At 71.9% G+C, this 17,082-nt stretch carries 18 protein-coding genes; 9 read left to right on the top strand and 9 right to left on the bottom strand.

Annotated features, from left to right (window positions below):
• Positions 1 to 8: 8 nt before the first annotated feature.
• On the bottom strand, positions 9 to 1,001 hold the full coding sequence (locus ACQBJO_RS02650) for a GTP pyrophosphokinase (RefSeq protein WP_303708025.1): 993 nt from the start codon (positions 999 to 1,001) through the stop codon (positions 9 to 11).
• 22 nt (positions 1,002 to 1,023) lie between these two features.
• Complete coding sequence (locus tag ACQBJO_RS02645; RefSeq protein WP_255185260.1) at positions 1,024 to 1,857, bottom strand: oxidoreductase; 834 nt, start codon at positions 1,855 to 1,857, stop codon at positions 1,024 to 1,026.
• A gap of 93 nt (positions 1,858 to 1,950) precedes the next feature.
• On the opposite strand from ACQBJO_RS02645, the gene ACQBJO_RS02640 reads away from it, so the two are divergent.
• From ACQBJO_RS02640 to ACQBJO_RS02615, 6 genes are all read left to right on the top strand, one after another.
• Entirely contained in the window at positions 1,951 to 3,372 is a 1,422-nt protein-coding gene (locus ACQBJO_RS02640; RefSeq protein WP_255185259.1) for a GntP family permease, read from the top strand.
• A 43-nt stretch (positions 3,373 to 3,415) separates the two neighbouring features.
• Entirely contained in the window at positions 3,416 to 4,372 is a 957-nt protein-coding gene (locus tag ACQBJO_RS02635; protein WP_255185258.1) for a 1,4-dihydroxy-2-naphthoyl-CoA synthase, read from the top strand.
• Positions 4,373 to 4,455: 83 nt separating this feature from the next.
• Entirely contained in the window at positions 4,456 to 4,701 is a 246-nt protein-coding gene (locus ACQBJO_RS02630; protein WP_255185257.1) for a hypothetical protein, read from the top strand.
• Positions 4,698 to 5,018, top strand: a complete 321-nt coding sequence (locus ACQBJO_RS02625; protein ID WP_255185256.1) for a type II toxin-antitoxin system RelE/ParE family toxin — start codon at positions 4,698 to 4,700, stop codon at positions 5,016 to 5,018. The genes ACQBJO_RS02630 and ACQBJO_RS02625 overlap by 4 nt, the downstream gene beginning before the upstream one ends.
• Before the next feature lie 5 nt (positions 5,019 to 5,023).
• Positions 5,024 to 6,169, top strand: coding sequence for an o-succinylbenzoate--CoA ligase (menE, locus tag ACQBJO_RS02620; RefSeq protein ID WP_421007250.1), 1,146 nt, complete (start codon positions 5,024 to 5,026; stop codon positions 6,167 to 6,169).
• A gap of 22 nt (positions 6,170 to 6,191) precedes the next feature.
• Positions 6,192 to 7,082, top strand: a complete 891-nt coding sequence (locus ACQBJO_RS02615) for a 1,4-dihydroxy-2-naphthoate polyprenyltransferase (protein WP_421007251.1) — start codon at positions 6,192 to 6,194, stop codon at positions 7,080 to 7,082.
• 124 nt (positions 7,083 to 7,206) lie between these two features.
• On the opposite strand, the gene ACQBJO_RS02610 is transcribed toward ACQBJO_RS02615, so the two are convergent.
• The 7 genes from ACQBJO_RS02610 to rsmI are packed head-to-tail and all read right to left on the bottom strand — an operon-like array spanning position 7,207 to position 13,066.
• On the bottom strand, positions 7,207 to 7,530 hold the full coding sequence (locus ACQBJO_RS02610) for a DUF4229 domain-containing protein (RefSeq protein ID WP_421007252.1): 324 nt from the start codon (positions 7,528 to 7,530) through the stop codon (positions 7,207 to 7,209).
• Between the two features lie 10 nt (positions 7,531 to 7,540).
• Entirely contained in the window at positions 7,541 to 8,506 is a 966-nt protein-coding gene (gene ccsB / locus ACQBJO_RS02605; protein WP_421007253.1) for a c-type cytochrome biogenesis protein CcsB, read from the bottom strand.
• Positions 8,503 to 10,071 carry a cytochrome c biogenesis protein ResB gene (gene resB / locus ACQBJO_RS02600; protein WP_421007254.1) on the bottom strand — a complete coding sequence of 523 codons (1,569 nt, stop codon included), beginning with the start codon at positions 10,069 to 10,071 and terminating at the stop codon, positions 8,503 to 8,505. The genes ccsB and resB overlap by 4 nt, the downstream gene beginning before the upstream one ends.
• Positions 10,071 to 10,847: a cytochrome c biogenesis CcdA family protein gene (locus tag ACQBJO_RS02595; protein ID WP_255185250.1), complete on the bottom strand. Its 777-nt coding sequence runs from the start codon at positions 10,845 to 10,847 to the stop codon at positions 10,071 to 10,073. The genes resB and ACQBJO_RS02595 overlap by 1 nt, the downstream gene beginning before the upstream one ends.
• Positions 10,844 to 11,434 (bottom strand): TlpA disulfide reductase family protein, encoded by a 591-nt coding sequence (locus ACQBJO_RS02590; protein WP_255185249.1) that lies wholly within the window; start codon positions 11,432 to 11,434, stop codon positions 10,844 to 10,846. Before ACQBJO_RS02590 ends, ACQBJO_RS02595 begins: the two co-directional genes overlap by 4 nt.
• 9 nt (positions 11,435 to 11,443) lie before the next feature.
• A complete protein-coding gene (locus ACQBJO_RS02585; protein WP_421007255.1) occupies positions 11,444 to 12,211 on the bottom strand; it encodes a histidine phosphatase family protein in 768 nt (255 codons plus the stop codon).
• A gap of 18 nt (positions 12,212 to 12,229) precedes the next feature.
• Complete coding sequence (gene rsmI / locus ACQBJO_RS02580) at positions 12,230 to 13,066, bottom strand: 16S rRNA (cytidine(1402)-2'-O)-methyltransferase (RefSeq protein ID WP_421007256.1); 837 nt, start codon at positions 13,064 to 13,066, stop codon at positions 12,230 to 12,232.
• A gap of 28 nt (positions 13,067 to 13,094) precedes the next feature.
• Here rsmI and ACQBJO_RS02575 point away from each other — a divergent pair, with 28 nt between their 5' ends.
• The 3 genes from ACQBJO_RS02575 (at position 13,095) to ACQBJO_RS02565 (ending at position 17,079) form a co-directional block, all read left to right on the top strand.
• The gene (locus ACQBJO_RS02575; RefSeq protein ID WP_421007257.1) at positions 13,095 to 14,648 is read left to right on the top strand and encodes a dolichyl-phosphate-mannose--protein mannosyltransferase; all 1,554 of its coding nucleotides are present in this window, start codon (positions 13,095 to 13,097) and stop codon (positions 14,646 to 14,648) included.
• A 65-nt stretch (positions 14,649 to 14,713) separates the two neighbouring features.
• Entirely contained in the window at positions 14,714 to 16,231 is a 1,518-nt protein-coding gene (locus ACQBJO_RS02570) for a TM0106 family RecB-like putative nuclease (RefSeq protein WP_421007258.1), read from the top strand.
• A 26-nt stretch (positions 16,232 to 16,257) separates the two neighbouring features.
• Positions 16,258 to 17,079: a DUF3152 domain-containing protein gene (locus ACQBJO_RS02565; protein ID WP_421007259.1), complete on the top strand. Its 822-nt coding sequence runs from the start codon at positions 16,258 to 16,260 to the stop codon at positions 17,077 to 17,079.
• Positions 17,080 to 17,082: the final 3 nt, after the last annotated feature.

Raw genomic sequence — 17,082 nt, 5'->3', positions numbered from 1 at the left:
CCCTGACGTTAGTCCGCGAGGCGGGCCAGCCGGGCGCGCAGCAGGGCGAGCCGGTGGGCGTTGCCGTGGAGCGCGATGTAGCGCTCGCCGTAGACCGACAGCAGGGCGTCGTCGAGGCGGCGCACGGCACCCGGCGGGTAGCGGTAGCCCATGTGGTGGTCGATGGCGGGGACGTCGACCTCACGCAGCACCTCGCGCAGCTCGGACAGCGAGCTGATGCCGAGCTCGAGCAGCAGGCCGCTGATCCACGCGTAGTGGTCGGTGCGCGACCAGCCGGCGTCCGTGAACTGCCCGGCGAGGAAGGCCGCGAGGTCGGTCGGGCTGATCCGCGGGTCGTCGTCGTCTCCGTCGGCCGGTGAGGTCAGCTCGTCGCGATGCCGGTCACGGATCGCGGAGAACTGCTGGTCGGCGAGCTCGAGCAGCCCGGCCGCAAGGGTGAAGCGGCGGTCGAAGTCGGGTGCGTGCTCGGCCGAGACCGAGCCCTTGTAGCGCACGTCGTGCTCGAACTCGGCCCAGGCGTGCTGGAGCACGGTGCGGATCTGCACCGATGCGGGACGCTCGGGCGGGATGCCCGGCTCGTCCCGGTCCTCGCCCAGCCCGACGAGCAGGTGCCGGCTGGAGTAGCCGAAGCGTCCGGCCGCCGCCGTCTCCTGGCCCATGTCGCGGTCCTCGTGGACCTCGAGCTGAGAGGAGAGCAGCTGGGCTACCGCATCGACGTCGGCGAGGACATAGGTGACGACCCGCACCCCGACCTGGTCGGTGATGTCGGTGAGCGGCTTCGGGTGGGCCATCCGGCCACCGGGCAGCCGGCGGGCGGCCTTGCCCGCGAAGGACTCGACCGACTTCGTCCGACCCGTGACCGTCAGGTAGTTGATACCCGCGTCGTCGAGCAGCCGGGTGACGAGCGCGACGTAGGCGTCGGTGACACCGCGCAGCTCGTCGAAGCTCGCGGCGTACCGCTGGACTGCCCGGCGCACCCGGGTCGACTGCGTGGTCGCCATGGGGGACAGCCTGCCTCAGTGCTCAGCGTCGGTGTGTGCCGAACATGCGCCCCATCACCGCATCCATCACCGGGCTGGGCACGACCTTGGTCGCCGCGACCATCGCCCGGGCGGACGCGGGCACCTGGTAGCGGCTGCGCGGTCGTCGCGCCGTCGCCGCGTGGACGATCGCGTCGACGACGACGTCGACCTCGGCCGCGTCGGCGCCGAACATCCGCTCGTGGGCCCGGGCCATCCGGCGCGCCTGCGCGGCATAGGCGCCCGAGCCGGAGTACTCCGCGAGCGAGTCCGCCGCGATGTCGCCGAACTCGGTGCGGATCGCCCCCGGCTCGATGATCGAGACGCGCACCCCGTGCGGCGCCAGCTCCATCCGCATCGCGTCGCTGAGGGCCTCGACCGCGTACTTGCTCGCGTGGTACCAGCCGCCGAGCGGCTCGCTGACGTGGCCGGCGACGGACGCGATGTTGATGATCCGACCGGAGCCGGCAGCGCGCATGTGCGGCAGCACGAGCTGACTCATCCGTGACAGGCCCAGCACGTTGACCTCGAGCTGGCGGCGGGCGACCTCGACCGGCACGTCCTCGACCGCGCCGAAGACCGAGTAGCCGGCATTGTTGACGAGGACGTCGATGCGTCCGTGCTCGGCGACGACGTCGTCGACGAGGGTCACCATCGACTCGTCGTCGCTGACGTCGACGACGTGCGGCGTCACCCCCTTCGCCCGGAGGGACTCGAGTCGCTCCAGACGCCGGGCGGCGCCGACGACGGTCCACCCCGCTCCCGCGAGTGCGACGGCGGCGGCCTCGCCGATGCCCGAGGAGGCACCGGTGACCAGGGCGACACGTGAGTCGGTCATGGGTCCATGAGACGCGAAGGGGGTCGGCGCCGCCAGTCCCGAGGAGCGGGCTGCTGGTGTGACGGTGCTCACGGACGCGTAGGGTCGGCTGCCGTGGACATCGCACTGACGCTCGTCGCGATCGCCCTGGCGATCGTGCTCATCCTCCGCTTCAAGGTCGACCCGGTGATCTCGCTGATCATCTCCTCGGTCTTCCTCGGCCTGTCGGCGGGGGTGGGGCCGGCCGACACGGTCGCGGCGATCACGACCGGCTTCGGCGAGATCATGGGCGAGGTCGGTCTGCTCATCGGCTTCGGCGTGCTCATCGGCTCGCTCCTGCAGGCGACGGGCACCTTCCGCGCGCTCGTCGAGATCATCGCGCGACGGGTCGGCCGCAAGCTGCCCTATGCGATGACCGCGGCGCTCTCGGCGATCTTCCCCTCGATCTACGTCGACGTGCAGGTCGTCCTCGCCTCGCCGATGGCGCGGCAGGCGGCACCGGTCGTCGACCGTCGCAAGGGCCTGCCGTGGCTCGCCGGCGCGATCGGCATCGGCATCTTCGCCGGCTACGTCTTCGTCGTGCCGGGCCTGGCTGCGGTCGCCGTCGCCGGGCAGCTGAAGCTCCCGCTCGGCGAGTACCTGATCTTCGGCGCGCCGATCGGCATCGCCACGGCCCTGCTCACGACCTTCCTCTTCCGCCTGCTGCTGCAGACCCGCTTCTGGGACGAGCGCACCGACGTCGACCCCGACGAGGAGGAGCACCCCGACAACCCGGGCCACGCCGCCTACCTCGCCCGCGGGGAGGTCGGCCACGACGGCACCGGCCACAGCGCCGACGCCGACCTCGACGACCCGGATGCCGTGCCGGAGCGGGCGCTGCGCCTGCCCCTGCTGCTGCGCCTGACGCCGATCCTCGTGCCGCTCGTGCTCATCGCCTTCGGCGCCTTCATGGACCTCTTCGACGCGAGCAATGCGGTCATCGCCTTCGTCGGCGACGCCAACATCGCGCTCTTCATCGGCCTGCTCATCGCCTTCGTCATCGGCCGCTCGACGCTCGGCTCCGACGGCACCGAGCACGCCCTGTCGGGTGGGTTCCGCACGACCGGCGAGATCCTGCTCATCACCGGTATCGGCGGCTCGCTCGGCGCGGTCATCACCGAGACCGGCCTCGACAAGACGCTCGAGGGCCTCTTCTCCGCCGACGCCGGCGCACCGGTGCTCATCACCGTGCTGCTCGCGTGGTTCATCGCGGCCCTGCTGCACTTCGCCATCGGCTCGGTCTCGGTCGGCGCGATCACCGCCTCGGGCATCATCGGCCCGGTCGTCGCCTCGACGGGCGTCGAGCCCGTCGTCGTCGCCCTGGCCATCGCCTCCGGCGCGATGTTCGCCCTGCACGTCAACAGCAACTTCTTCTGGATGTTCAAGTCGCTGCTCGGCCTGTCGACCAAGGGCGCGCTCAAGACGCTCACCCTGGCCACCTCGCTCGGGGCCGTGGTCTCACTGCCGATGGTCCTGCTGGCGAGCCTCGTCGCCTGACGGGGGCGGCCCCCTTCGTCCTCGCGGTGGTTAGGCTCGCCCCGTGAGTGCACTGGACGACGTCAGCGAGACCTTCGACCCGCAGGCCTGGGAGGTGGTCCCCGGCTTCGAGGACCTCACCGACCTGACCTACCACCGGGCCAAGGACGTCGGCTGCGTGCGCATCGCCTTCGACCGACCAGAGATCCTCAACGCCTTCCGGCCGCACACCGTCGACGAGCTCTACCGCACACTCGACCACGCCCGCCGCACCCCCGACGTCGGCGTCGTCCTGCTCACCGGCAACGGCCCGACTCCGCGCGAGGGCAGCAGCGCGACGACCGAGGGCTGGTCCTTCTGCACCGGCGGCGACCAGCGCATCCGCGGCCGCTCCGGCTACCAGTACGCCGCCGACCCCGGTGGCGACGACTCCGCGGCCGGCATCGACGAGCGTCGGGTCAAGGCCGAAGGGGGGCGCCTGCACATCCTCGAGGTCCAGCGCCTCATCCGCACCATGCCCAAGGTCGTCATCGCGCTCGTCGGCGGCTGGGCCGCCGGCGGTGGGCACTCGCTCCACGTCGTGTGCGACATGACCCTCGCCAGCCAGCACGCCCGCTTCAAGCAGACCGACGCCGACGTGGGCTCCTTCGACGGCGGCTACGGCAGCGCCTACCTCGCAAAGATGGTGGGGCAGAAGCGCGCTCGCGAGATCTTCTTCCTCGGCCGCGCCTACACCGGCCAGGAGATGTACGAGATGGGTGCGGTCAACGCGGTCGTCGAGCACGCCGAGCTCGAGGTCGAGGGGCTGCAGATGGCCCGCGAGATCATGGCGAAGTCGCCCACCGCGATCCGGATGCTCAAGTTCGCCTTCAACCTCACCGACGACGGGCTCATGGGCCAGCAGGTCTTCGCCGGCGAGGCGACCCGTCTGGCCTACATGACCGACGAGGCGGTCGAGGGGCGCGACCAGTTCCTCGAGAAGCGCGACCCGGACTGGTCGCCCTTCCCCTGGTACTTCTGAGGGCTGGTCCCGCAGCGATCACGCCGCGCACCCTGTGGACGAGGCCCAGCAAGGGACGGAGGCTGCGGCGTAAACTCGGATGCATGTCGGTGAACGAGTCGGAGTTCTACGAGGCAGGGATGTCGCTGCCTCCCGACGTGCGCCGAGAGGTGGCGCTGCGCCTGCTCGAGTCGGTCGACGGCGACGACGCCTGGAGCCTGGCCACCACGTCGTGGCTGCACCGCGAGGTCGGTGCGGCCTACGACGCGCTCAAGGCGGACCCTGACCGAGCGATCCCGGCCGCTGACGTGCGTGCCCACTTCGAGAGCAAGTGGGCCGCCCGTTCATGACGGAGCGGATCAGCTACACGCCAGAAGCCCAACGCCAGCTCGACGATCTCGACAACTGGATCACCGCCAACGCGGGTCCCGAGATCTCACAGCAGTTCATCTCGGCCATCATCGACCACATCGAAGGCATCCCTGCCTTTCCCGATGCGGGCAGGAACCGTGACGACGTCCGCCCCGGGGTGAAGACCACCAGCTTTCGGAGGCGGACCCTCATCGCCTACGAAGTTGTCGGCTGCGCGACCGACCTGACCGTGATCGTCCTCGGGATCTTCCACCGCGGTCCCGACTGGGAGACCGCTCTGCGAGAGAAGGAATGAGTCCGGTGCCGATCACCCCACTCCCCCTGCCCGCCGGCCCCGCCGTGCTCGACGCGCTGCCCGCGCTCGAGCGGGCGCTGACCGGCACCGCGCCGATCCACCCGCACGCGCCCGGCGAGACGCCGACCCTGCCGGAGGGTGAGCTGCCCGACGACCTCGCCGTCGCCATCGCGACCTCCGGCTCGACCGGCACACCGAAGCTCTCTCTGCTCACCGCCGCCAACCTCCTCGCGAGCGCCGAGGCCACCGCGCACCGCCTCGGGGGCCCCGGTCAGTGGCTGCTCGCCCTGCCGCCCCACCACATCGCCGGCCTGCAGGTGCTGCTGCGCAGCATCGCCGCCGGCACGACGCCGGTCGTCGTCGACGCGTCGGCTCCCCCCTTCGCCCTCGTCGAGGCCACGGCGGGCATGCACGCGGAGCGCCGATACACCTCGCTCGTGCCCACCCAGCTGACCCGACTCGTCGAGGACCCGATGGGCCTGGAAGCGCTGCGGCGCTTCGACGCCGTGCTCGTGGGCGGGGCCGCCACTCCCGGGGCGCTGCTCGACCGCGCCCGCTCCCTGGGCGTGCGGGTCGTGACGACCTATGGCATGTCCGAGACCGCCGGCGGGTGCGTCTACAACGGCCAGCCCCTGCAGGGTGTCGCCGTGCGCACCGGCGCCGACGGCGTCATCGAGCTCGGCGGCGCGGTCGTCGCCCACGGCTACCTCGGTCTCGACACCGGCGCCTTCCGGACCGAAGGGGGGCAGCGCTGGTTTCGCACCGGCGACCTCGGCACCGTCGACGGCGACGGCCGGGTGAGCGTGACCGGCCGCGCCGACGACGTCATCAACACCGGCGGGCTCAAGATCGCACCCCGCGTCGTCGAGGAGGCCGTGCTCGCCCACGTCCCTGCCGTCACCGAGGCGGTCGTCGTCGGCGTGCCCGACCCGCAGTGGGGGCAGGCGGTCGCGCTGGCCGCGGTCACCTCGCCAGGAGGCCCGCCCGTCGGGCCCGTCCCCGACGCCGGGGTGGCCGAGATCCGCCAGATGCTGCGGCCCCACCTCGAGGCCGCCGCGCTCCCCCGCCGGGTGCTCGTCGTCGAGTCGCTGCCGATGCGCGGACCCGGCAAGCCGGACCGCTCCGCCGTGGCGCGTCTGCTCGGAGGCTGAGCGCCTCGTAAGATCGGCGGTCGTGGCCACCCTCAAGCAGTGGATCGCCGGCGCCCGCCCGCGAACCCTCCCCGCAGCACTCGCCCCCGTCATCGTCGGCACCGCCGCAGCAGCGGCCAACCGTGACCTCGAGGAGGGGACGAAGGGGGCCAACCTCGGCCTCGCGCTCCTCGCCCTCATCGTCTCGTGCTGCCTGCAGATCGGCGTCAACTACGCCAACGACTACAGCGACGGCATCCGCGGCACCGACGAGGAGCGGGTCGGCCCGGTGCGGCTCGTCGGCCAGCGCCTCGCCGACCCGGCCAACGTCAAGCTCATGGCCTTCACCTTCTTCGGCATCGGCGCCTTCGTCGGGTTCGCGCTCGTCGCGCTCAGCCAGGCGTGGATCATGATCCCCATCGGTGCCCTGGCGATCCTCGCGGCCTGGCGCTACACCGGCGGCGGCAACCCCTACGGCTACCGCGGCCTCGGCGAGGTCTACGTCTTCATCTTCTTCGGCCTGGTCGCCACCCTCGGCACGCAGTACAGCCAGATCGGCTCGATCACCCCGGTCGGCGTGCTCGGCGCCATCGGCGTCGGCGCCCTCGCCAGCGCGATCCTCGTGGCCAACAACCTGCGCGACATCCCCACCGACTCGGTGACCGGCAAGACGACCCTCGCGGTCCGGCTGGGCGACGCGCGCACCCGCCAGCTCTACCTCGGGCTCTTCGGCGTCACGGTCGTGTGCACCCTGCTCATGGCGATCTGGCGCCCGTGGGCCCCGATCGGCCTCGCCGGGCTGGTCATCGCCTGGCCCGGCATCCAGGCCGTGCGCTCCGGCGCGACCGGCAAGGCGCTCATCCCGGCCCTCGGACTCACCGGCTTCGCCGAGCTGATGTGGGCGATCTGGCTCTTCGCGCCGCTCGCCCGCTGATCCCCGGGCGCCGCTCGCGCGCGTGGCCGGGAAGGTTCCCGGCCAGACGCGATCATCCCGGCCATCTGCGAGGATCTCGGCCCCACGGCCCGAGCCACCGCGGGGCCGAGCGCGGCGTCACTCCTCAGCGGAAGGTCTCGGGCTCCTCGGCCTCGGCCTCCGCCTCGGCCTCCGCCTCGGGCTCGCTCGTACCCCGCCCGTCCTCGACGGCCTCGTCGGTGTCGCTGCGCTCGGCGCGGGCGCGGGCCTTGGCGGCCTGACGGTCCTGGATCTGCCGGATCATCTCGGCGCGGAAGGGCTTGAGCACGATCGCGGAGATGACCATCGACGCGATCGCGGCGATGACGACGAGCCAAGGCAGCTCGGTGGGCTCACGCAGGCCGACGAGCCACAGGGCCGCGAGGCAGCCGAAGAAGATGAGCATGCGCAGCAGCGAATAACGGATCATGCGGGGGACCTCACTGCGCGTAGCTGTGCTGGCCGATGAAGTAGAAGTTCACGACCGTGTAGTTGATGACGATGCAGGCGAAGCCGGCCAGGGCGATCCAGTTGGCCGTGCGCCTCGAGGTGTTCTTCGTGGCCCGGGCGTGCAGGTAGGCGGCGTAGACGACCCAGATGACGAAGGTCCACACCTCCTTGGGGTCCCAGTTCCAGTAGGAGCCCCAGGCCTCGCGGGCCCAGATGGCGCCGGCGATGAGGGTGAAGGTCCACAGCGGGAAGCCGATGATGTGCAGCGAGTACGCGAGCTTCTCGAGCTGCTGCGCCGCGGGCAGCTTGCGCCAGAAGCGCTCGCCGCCGACCTCGCGGTCGCTCATGAGGTAGAGCGCGCTGAGGATCGCGCCGACGATGAAGATGCCGACGGACAGGGTCGCGACGGTGACGTGGATCGGCAGCCAGTAGGACTTGAGCGAGGGGACGAGCTCGTCGGCCTCGACGTACCAGGCGGTCGAGGCGACCATGAGCACGAGCACGACGAAGGCCGTGACGAAGACGCCCAGCCAGCGCAGGTCCCTGCGCAGCCCGGAGACGCAGAAGACGGCCATCGCGAAGAAGCACCCGGCGATGCTGAACTCGAAGAGGTTGCCCAGCGGCACCCGGTCGACGGCCACCCCGCGCAGGACGATCGAGCCGAGCAGCAGCAGCGCGCCCAGCCACGAGAGGGACCCACCGATGCCGGCGGCCTTGCGGGCCCGGGCGGGGGTCTCGACCGGCTCGTCAGCGGCGGCTGCGCCCCCTTCGTCCGTCAGGTCATCGCCCGCACCGCCACCGACCGTGGCCGGCACCCGCGCCGTGGACTCGGCGCGCTCGCGCACCGGGACCGACTGGGCGAGGTAGAGGGCGTAGCAGAGCATCGCCACGGTGATCACCAGCGCGGCCGAGGCCAGCGCGTAGTTGGCGTACTGGGCCAGGATCTCGTCAGTCATGATGCCTCCGATTGTCCCACGAGCTCGTCACGGACCTCCGCGACCAGGTCGGTCAGGCCCTCGTCGTCGTCGCGGCTCATCCCACCGACGTCGACGCGCACGACGTCGCCGTCCTGGACGAGCCGGACGAAGACCCGGCGGCGCTTGATGGTCAGGGTGGCGATGAGCCCGGCGAGCGCGGCGAGCGCCGACCACAGGGTCAGCCCCTTGCCGGGGTCGTGCCGCACGGAGAAGCCGGCGAAGCGCTCCACCCCGTCGAAGGTGATCGTGCCGCGGTCGTCGGGCAGGTTGGCCCCCTCGCCGGGCGTGAGCCAGATGCGCAGCTGGTCGGTGCCGCCGGCGTTGGTGACCTTGTCCATCGACTCGGTGTCGAGCGTGAAGACCGACTGCGGGCGCCCCCCGGGGTAGAGGTCGCCGGTGTACATGCTCAGGGCGAGCGCCGGGTCCTTCGTGTCCGGGAAGACCGAGACCGGCCCCTGCTCGGGGTCGATGTAGGCCGTCGGCAGGAAGAGCCCCATGAAGCCGAACTGCTCGGGCGTCGCGGCCCCGACCTTGATCGCGCCGGTGGAGCGGTAGTTGCCGTCCTGCGCGAGGAAGGGGGTGGCCCCCGAGTAGAGGACCTTGCCGTCGGCGTCCTTGACCGTGACGACGGGGGCGTAACCGTTGCCGAGGAGGAAGACGGTCGCGTCCTGCATCTCCAGCGGGTGGTTGACCTTGACGACGTCGGTGAAGTCCTCGCCGTCGGCGGTCGTGCCGGTGACGTGCGCCTCGAAGTCCCGCGGCTGGCCGAAGGTCTGCGCCCCGGGCTCGCGGTCGTTGAAGTCCGCGGTCATCTTCGTGACCTTCATGCCGAAGGGGGCGAGCGAGGACTCGTCGACGAGCGGCCCCGGGGCGAAGGTGTCGTAGCGCGTCACGGTGTTGACGAAGGAGTCCCCGGCGGGGACGACGACGTCGGCCTTCCAGCCCCAGAGGTGGCCGACGGCGACGCCGATGATCAGCGTGACGAGGGCGGTGTGGAAGACGAGGTTGCCGGTCTCCTTGGCATAGCCCTTCTCCGCGGACACGGAGGCGTCGTCGTGGCTGGCGACGCGGAAACGACGCTTGCGCAGCACCCGGGTCGCGGCCTCGCGCACCTGCTCGAGGTCACCGGCGACCTCGCCGTCGGCGTGCGCCTCGAGCCGAGCGAGCCGCTTGGGAGCGCGGGGAGGCTTGCTGCGCAAGGACTTCCAGTGCACCGCCGTGCGCGGCACGATGCAGCCGATGAGCGAGATGAAGAGGAGCAGGTAGATCGCGGAGAACCACGGCGAGCTGTAGACCTCGAAGGCCCCGAGCTTGTCCAGCCACGGACCGGTGGTCTCGTGCCGGGCGATCCAGTCCTCGGTGCGCGCCGGGTCGAGGCTGCGCTGGGGGAAGACCGAGCCGGGCACGGCGCCGATCGCCAGGAGCAGCAGCAGGAAGAGCGCGGTGCGCATGCTCGTCAGCTGGCGCCAGCCCCACCGCAGGTAGCCGATCGCGCCGAGCCGGGGTTGGGTCACCTCGGGCCGCTGACGGGTCGAGCTGGCCATCAGAGGATCACCTCCGTGTCGCTGATGAGATGGATCTGCAGCCACTGGGTGATCGCGTCCCAGCCGCCGGTGAGCAGGAGCAGCCCGATCGCGATGAGCAGCACGGCGCCGACGACCTGGATGGCGCGCTGGCGGCGGCGCAGCCAGGCCGAGACCGGCGCCCACCGCTCGTAGGCGGCGGCGATGAGCAGGAAGGGCAGCCCCAGGCCGAGGCAGTAGGCGACGGCGAGGACCACGGCGCGGGTCGTCGACCCGTCACCGGTGAGGTTGAGGGCGAGGACCGCGCCGAGCGTCGGGCCCATGCAGGGCGCCCAGCCGAGGCCGAAGACCGCCCCGAGCACCGGCGCCCCGGCCAGCCCGGTCGCGGGCTTGATCGGCAGGCGGAAGGTCCGCTGCGAGCCGGCGCCGAGGAAGACGAGGGCCATGAGGATGACGAGCACGCCGCCGATGCGCATGAGCAGCTCGCGGTGCTCGACGAGCGCCCGGCCGGCGGTCGCGACGAACATCGACGCGAGGACGAAGACGGCGCTGAAACCGAGGATGAAGAGCAGCGTCCCCAGGACCATCCGCCCGCGGCTGCGCTCCTCGAGGGCGACGTCGGACAGGCCGGTGACGTAGCCGAGGTAGCCGGGCACGAGCGGCAGCACGCAGGGCGTGGCGAAGGAGACGAGCCCAGCGAGGGCGGCGACGAGGACGGCGAGCGGCAGCGCCCCCTCGGTGACCTGATCGCTCAGTCCGCCGGCGAGCGAAGGGAGCGTGGCCAGGGCCCCGCTCATGCCGTCTCGGCGGCGGTGTCCTCGACAAGTCCCACGAGGGTCGAGGTGGTCACCGGACCGAGGACGACGGCCGCGATGCGGCCCTCACGGTCGAGCACGGCCGTGGACGGCGTGGCGGTCATCTTGCCCTGCATGTCGAGGGCGCTCTGGCCGGACTTGTCGTAGACGGAGGGCCAGGTGAAGCCCCACTCCTGCGCCTGCGCCCGGCCGGTCTCCTTGGAGGACTCGCGGAAGTTGATGCCGACGAACTCGACGTCCTCCCCCTTCGTCTGCTCCTGCGCGTCGACGAGGTGCGGGGCCTCCGTGGCGCACGGGCCGCACCAGCTCGCCCAGCTGTTGACGACGACGACCTTGCCGCGCTGGTCCGCGCTGTCCCAGGTCTTGCCGTCGATCGTCTCGCCGGCGAGCTCCACCGGCTTCCCCCGGTCGGCCTCGGCGATGAGGTGCGTGGAGCCGTCGCCGTTGCGGGTGCCGAACTCCTTGGCCGCCTTCTCCGACGGCGAGTCGCTGCAGGCGGCGACGCCGCCGGCAAGGGCCAGGGCGCTCGCCGTCGCGACGAGGGTGCGGGTGATGCGGTGTCGTCTCATCGAAGGGGGTCAGGCTCCAGGAGTCTTGGCCGCGTGCGCGTAGAGGTGCGCCGCCGGCTCGCTGTAGGTGACGTCGACGACCTCGTCGCCGACGAAGGTGACCGAGGTCAGGGAGGCGAGGTTGCACTCCCGGCGCCGCGGGTCGTGCCACAGCGGCCGCTGCTCGAGCACGCTGCGGATGGTCCAGATCGGCAGCTGGTGGCTGACGACGAGCGCCTCTTGGCCGCGAGCGTGGTCGCGGGCGTCCTCGATCGCGGCCATCATCCGCTTGCCGATGGCGCGGTAGTGCTCGCCCCAGGTCGGCTTCGTGGGGTCGCGCACCCACCACCAGCGGCGCGGGTCGAGCAGCAGCCGCTTGCGGAATCGGCGGCCCTCGAACTTGTTGCCCGCCTCGATGACCCGGGGGTCGACGACGGCGGTCAGGCCGTGCCGGGCGAGCGTCGGGGCGGCCGTCTCGGCGGTGCGCTCGAGCGGGCTGTGGACGACGAGCGCCAGGTCGGCGTCGGCGAGGTGCTCGCCGACGACCTCGGCCATCTCTCGGCCCAGGGGCGAGAGGTGGTAGTCGGGCAGGCGGCCGTAAAGGATCTTGTGCGGGTTGTCGACCTCGCCGTGGCGCAGGAGGTGGACGACGGTGCGCTCGCTGCCGGGACGGGTCCCGTGCTCCGCGTGGGCCTCACGGGCGCCTTCGGCGGCCTCGGTCGTGGCTCCGCGGGCCTGGGCGGAGGACTCCTCGTCGATGGGCAGGTCGGTGCCGGAGTCGGGCATCGGCTCGGTCATGGCCGGGATTGTCCCACCTCAGTCTGAGTGCTCCCTGCGGTGGTCGACGACGGCGTCGTAGAGCGCCTTCTTGGAGTGGCCCGTCGACGTGGCGACGGCCGCGCAGACGTCCTTGAGCCGGGCGCCGCGGTCCTTGCGGGCGAGCACCTCGGCGACCGCGTCCTCCATGGAGATCGTCGTGCGCTCGGCGCCGCCGACGACGATCGTGATCTCGCCCTTGACCCCCTCGGCCGCCCACTGGGCCAGCTCTGCCAGGCCACCCCGGCGGACCTCCTCGTAGGTCTTCGTCAGCTCGCGGCACACCGCCGCAGGCCGGTCGGGGCCGAGGATCTCGGCCATCGCCTCGAGGGTGGCGGCGATGCGGTGCGGCGCCTCGAAGAAGACCATGGTGCGCCGCTCCTGCGCGACCTCGGTGAGCAGCCGGCGACGCTCGCCGCCCTTGCGCGGGAGGAATCCCTCGAAGGTGAAGCGGTCGACCGGCAGCCCCGAGACGGCCAGGGCCATGAGCACGGCGCTCGGCCCGGGCACGCAGGTGACGACCTCGTCGGCGTCGATGCACGCCCGCACGAAGCGGTAGCCGGGGTCGGAGACCGAGGGCATGCCGGCGTCGGTGACGAGCACGACCCGCTCCCCCGCGACGACCGCCTCGAGCAGCTCGGCGGTCTTCGTCGCCTCGTTGTGCTCGTGATAGCTGACGACCCGCTCGGGCAGCGTCACCCCGATCTCGCCGGCGAGACGGCGCAGCCGACGGGTGTCCTCGGCGGCGAGGACGTCGGCCCCCTCGAGCTCCTCTCGCAGCCGGGGGCTGGCGTCGCGCGGGTCTCCGATGGGCGTGGCGGCGAGGACGAGTGGCATGCGTCCATCCTCGCCTACGATGGCGGCCATGGACCGGGGGGAGCAGCTGCGCGCGCGTCTGCTCGGCTTCCGCCCCAGCGACGTGCTGTGGGGCTGGCTCGGTCCGTTCCTCTTCGCCGCGATCGGTGGCGTGCTGCGCTTCTGGTCCCTCGGCCGCCCCCACCAGCTGGTCTTCGACGAGACGTACTACGTCAAGCAGGGCGTCTCGATGCTCGAGTACGGCGTCGAGATGCGGTGGAAGGGCGAAGGGGAGAAGGTCGACCCGCTCTTCACCGCCGGCAACCTCGACGTCTTCAAGTCCACCGAGGGCGACATGGTCGTCCACCCGCCGGTCGGCAAGTGGATCATCGCCTTCGGCGAGTGGGTCTTCGGCTCGACGTCGAGCTTCGGCTGGCGCTTCTCCGTCGCGCTCCTCGGCACGATCTCGATCCTCATGGTGGGCCGGATCGCCCGTCGCCTCTTCGGCTCGAGCTGGCTCGGCACCATCGCGGCCTTCCTCATGGCCTTCGAGGGGCACCACTTCGTCCACTCGCGCACCGGCCTGCTCGACCTGATCCTCATGTTCTTCGCGCTCGCGGCCTTCGGCGCGCTGCTCGTCGACCGCGACTGGTCGCGCGCCCGCCTGGCCGACCGGGTCGCCGCGCTGCCGAGCACCTCCTTCGGCACCGGCCCGATGCTGTGGTGGCGCCCCTGGCGGCTCCTCGCCGCCCTCTCCCTCGGCCTGGCCTGCGGCACGAAGTGGTCCGGGCTCTACTTCTTCGCGGCCTTCGGCCTGATGACCGTCTTCTGGGACATGGGTGCCCGCCGCGCCGCCGGCGCCCGTCACTGGGCCGTCGCCGGCATCGGCAAGGACGGCGTGTGGGCCGGCATCTCGATGACGGTCGTCGTGCTCGCGACCTACCTCGCCTCGTGGACCGGCTGGTTCGTCACGAAGACGGGCTACAACCGCACGTGGGCCGTGGACCACCCCGGCGAGGGCGTGCAGTGGCTGCCGCCCGCCCTTCGCTCGCTGTGGCAGTACCACGTGCAGGTCCTCGACTTCCACGACCACCTGACCTCGCCGCACACCTACATGTCCAACCCCTGGTCGTGGATGATCCAGTCGCGGCCGACCTCCTTCTTCTACGAGACGAAGTCCGCCGGCATGACCGGCTGCGAGGTCGACAAGTGCTCCAAGGCGATCACCTCGCTCGGCTCGGTCTCGATCTGGTGGCTCGCGACCGCCGCCCTGTTCTTCCTGCTGTGGCACTGGGCCTTCCGCCGCGACTGGCGGGCCGGCGCGATCCTCGCGGGCTTCGTCGGCGGGTGGCTGCCGTGGTTCTTCCTGCAGCACCGCACGATCTTCACCTTCTACACGATCGCCTTCGAGCCCTGGGTGATCCTCGCGGTCGTCTTCATGCTCGGTCTCGCGCTCGGCCCGCCGGGCGCGACGGCCCGCCGCCGACGCATCGGGCACCTCGTCGTCGGCGCCTACCTGCTCCTCGTCCTGGCCAACTTCGCCTTCTTCTGGCCGATCTGGACCGCCCAGGTCATCCCCTACGACCACTGGCGCTGGCGCATGTGGTTCCCGAGCTGGGTCTGACCCTTCGAGGCTCCTCCGTCGCACCTCAGGGAACGTTGTGGGTGCGGGCTCGTACCCTCGAGGCCATGGACCTCCCCCTCCTCGACGGCCGGCCGCAGCCCGCGGTCATCACCGCGGGCGACCTGCGTCGCGGCCGCGAGTGCGAGTTCGGCCTGCTCGTCGAGCTCGACGTGCGGCTCGGTCGTCGTGAGGCGGTTCCCGCCGAGGTCGACCCGATCCGCGAGCGCTTCGGCGACCTCGGGCGCGACTACGAGCAGGAGGTCACCGACGAGCTGACCGCGACGATCGGCGACGGAGTCGTCGACGCCGGTCGCATGTCCGCCACCGAGGTCCTGCGCGTGCTGCAGGACCCTGCTGTGCGGCTGGTCCACCAGGTCCCGGTCGCCGGCGGGCGCTTCCGTGGCCGGGCCGACCACCTGCTGCGTGACGAAGGGGGCTGGGTCGCCGCGGAGACCAAGCTCGCCCGCAAGGCGCACCGGCACGCCCAGCTGCAGGTGGCCGCCTACGCCGAGGCGCTCGAGTCCGCCGGGGTGCCGCTGGCCCCCTTCGTCCGGCTGATCCTCGGCGACGGGACGCACATCGACACCCCGCGCGAGGAACTCGCCGAGGAGCTGCACGAGGTGCGCTCCCGCATCCTCGAGGTCATCGACGCGCACGCCGCCGAGAGCGGGCCGGTCGTGTGGGAGGACCCGCGGTGGAAGGCGTGCCTCTTCTGCGACGCCTGCCGCGCCGAGCTCGCCGTGCGCGAGGACGTCGGGCTCGCCGCCGGGGTGCGCGCGACGACCCGGGCACGGCTCGTCGACGCCGGGGTCACGACGCTCACGGCACTTGCCGAGCGGACCCGACCGGTCGAGGGGCTCGACGACGAGCAGCTGGCCGTGCTGCGCAGCCAGGCCGGGCTGCAGCTCATCGAGCCGACGCCGCAGGAGCCGTTGCCCTATGAGGTCTTCGCCCCCGAGCTGCTCGCCCAGCTGCCGGCGCCGAGCGAGGGCGATGTCTTCTTCGACTTCGAGGGCGACCCGATGTGGCGGGGCGCGACCGCGACCGACACAGGTCTGGAGTACCTCTTCGGGTCGCTCACGGCGAGCGGCGACTTCGTGCCCTTCTGGGCCCACGACCGTGAGCAGGAGCGGGCCGCGCTCGTCGGCTTCGTCGACTGGCTGCGCGAGCGGCTGCAGCGGTGGCCCGGCCTGCACGTCTTCCACTACTCCGGCTACGAGCGCTCCGCCCTGACCCGCCTGGCCGCCCGGCACGGCGTCTACGAGGCGGAGGTCGCGCAGCTGCTCGAGGGCGACGTCTTCGTCGACCTCTACGCCGTGGTCAAGTCGGCCGTGCGGGTCGGCAGCCGCTCCTACTCGATCAAGGCGCTCGAGCCGCTCTACATGGGTGACGAGCTGCGCGACGCCGACGGCGTGACGGCCGGCGGCGACTCGATCATCGAGTACCAGCGCTACCGCGAGGCGGTGGCCGCGGGCGACGAGCTCGAGGCGGCGGCCCGGCTCGAGGACCTGCGGCAGTACAACGAGTACGACTGCCTCTCGACGCTGCGGCTGCGGGACTGGCTGCTCGACCACGCCGGCTGAGCGCGGGCCGCGCCTATCCTGTGGGGGTGTCCCCCCTTCGGTCCCTGGCTCCGGCGAGCACTGTGCAGGCGCGGCGCCGACAGCTCGCCGCGACCGCCCTCGTGCTGCTCGTCGTGCTCGCGGTCGCCGTGGGCCTGACGACCGCAGAGGGCGCCCCCACCCGGGATGCTCCCGGTGCGGGCGGGGCGGTGACGAGCTCCTCCGGGACCGACCGGGACGAGGCCGCCGGCACCGGCTCCGCCACGACGAGCCCGCAGACCTCCCCTTCGCCCACCGCGCCGGAGTACTGGTCAACGGGCCGCTACACGCGGCTGACCGCCGGCACCGGCGTGCGCGGCGAGTCCGGCCAGCTCGTCACCTACCGCGTCGAGGTCGAGCAGGGCGCCCGGGTGACGAGCGGCGACCTCGGCCGGGTCATCGACCGCGCGCTGTCGCACCCGCGCGGGTGGACCGGCGGCGGGCAGTGGCGCTTCCGCCGGGTCGTCGACGAGCCGGCGCAGTTGACGATCCGCCTGGCGACGCCCGCGACCGTCGACAAGCAGTGCGGTGCCGCCGGCGCCGCGACCGATGGCTACACCTCTTGTCGCGCAGGCGAGTTCATCATGCTCAACCTCGACCGGTGGTTCCTCGGGGTGCCGCACGTCGACGACATCGACGCCTATCGGACCTATCTCGTCAACCACGAGGTCGGGCACGGGCTGGGGCTGGGGCACGAGCGCTGCCCCGCCCCGGGGTGGCGCGCGCCGGTCATGCTCCAGCAGACGCTCGGTCTCGACGACTGCACGGCCAACCCGTGGCCGCTCGACACCGACGGCAAGATGATCAGCGGACCTCCGGCGGCGGAGTGACCT

The sequence above is a fragment of the Janibacter zhangyanbonis genome (assembly GCF_050507325.1).
GTDB lineage: Bacteria > Actinomycetota > Actinomycetes > Actinomycetales > Dermatophilaceae > Janibacter.
The sequence above is the reverse complement of the archived record's forward strand: the minus strand, read 5'-3'. Positions and strand labels throughout refer to the sequence as shown.

Coding starts and splice junctions, on each gene's coding strand:
- ACQBJO_RS02590 (WP_255185249.1), bottom strand. CDS start 11,434: ATGAGACGACACCGCATCACCCGCACCCTCGTCGCGACGGCGAGCGCC.
- ACQBJO_RS02625 (WP_255185256.1), top strand. CDS start 4,698: ATGACGGAGCGGATCAGCTACACGCCAGAAGCCCAACGCCAGCTCGAC.
- ACQBJO_RS02645 (WP_255185260.1), bottom strand. CDS start 1,857: ATGACCGACTCACGTGTCGCCCTGGTCACCGGTGCCTCCTCGGGCATC.
- ACQBJO_RS02575 (WP_421007257.1), top strand. CDS start 13,095: ATGGACCGGGGGGAGCAGCTGCGCGCGCGTCTGCTCGGCTTCCGCCCC.
- ACQBJO_RS02595 (WP_255185250.1), bottom strand. CDS start 10,847: ATGAGCGGGGCCCTGGCCACGCTCCCTTCGCTCGCCGGCGGACTGAGC.
- ACQBJO_RS02610 (WP_421007252.1), bottom strand. CDS start 7,530: ATGATCCGTTATTCGCTGCTGCGCATGCTCATCTTCTTCGGCTGCCTC.
- ccsB (WP_421007253.1), bottom strand. CDS start 8,506: ATGACTGACGAGATCCTGGCCCAGTACGCCAACTACGCGCTGGCCTCG.
- resB (WP_421007254.1), bottom strand. CDS start 10,071: ATGGCCAGCTCGACCCGTCAGCGGCCCGAGGTGACCCAACCCCGGCTC.
- ACQBJO_RS02650 (WP_303708025.1), bottom strand. CDS start 1,001: ATGGCGACCACGCAGTCGACCCGGGTGCGCCGGGCAGTCCAGCGGTAC.
- ACQBJO_RS02630 (WP_255185257.1), top strand. CDS start 4,456: ATGTCGGTGAACGAGTCGGAGTTCTACGAGGCAGGGATGTCGCTGCCT.
- ACQBJO_RS02570 (WP_421007258.1), top strand. CDS start 14,714: ATGGACCTCCCCCTCCTCGACGGCCGGCCGCAGCCCGCGGTCATCACC.
- rsmI (WP_421007256.1), bottom strand. CDS start 13,066: ATGCCACTCGTCCTCGCCGCCACGCCCATCGGAGACCCGCGCGACGCC.
- ACQBJO_RS02585 (WP_421007255.1), bottom strand. CDS start 12,211: ATGACCGAGCCGATGCCCGACTCCGGCACCGACCTGCCCATCGACGAG.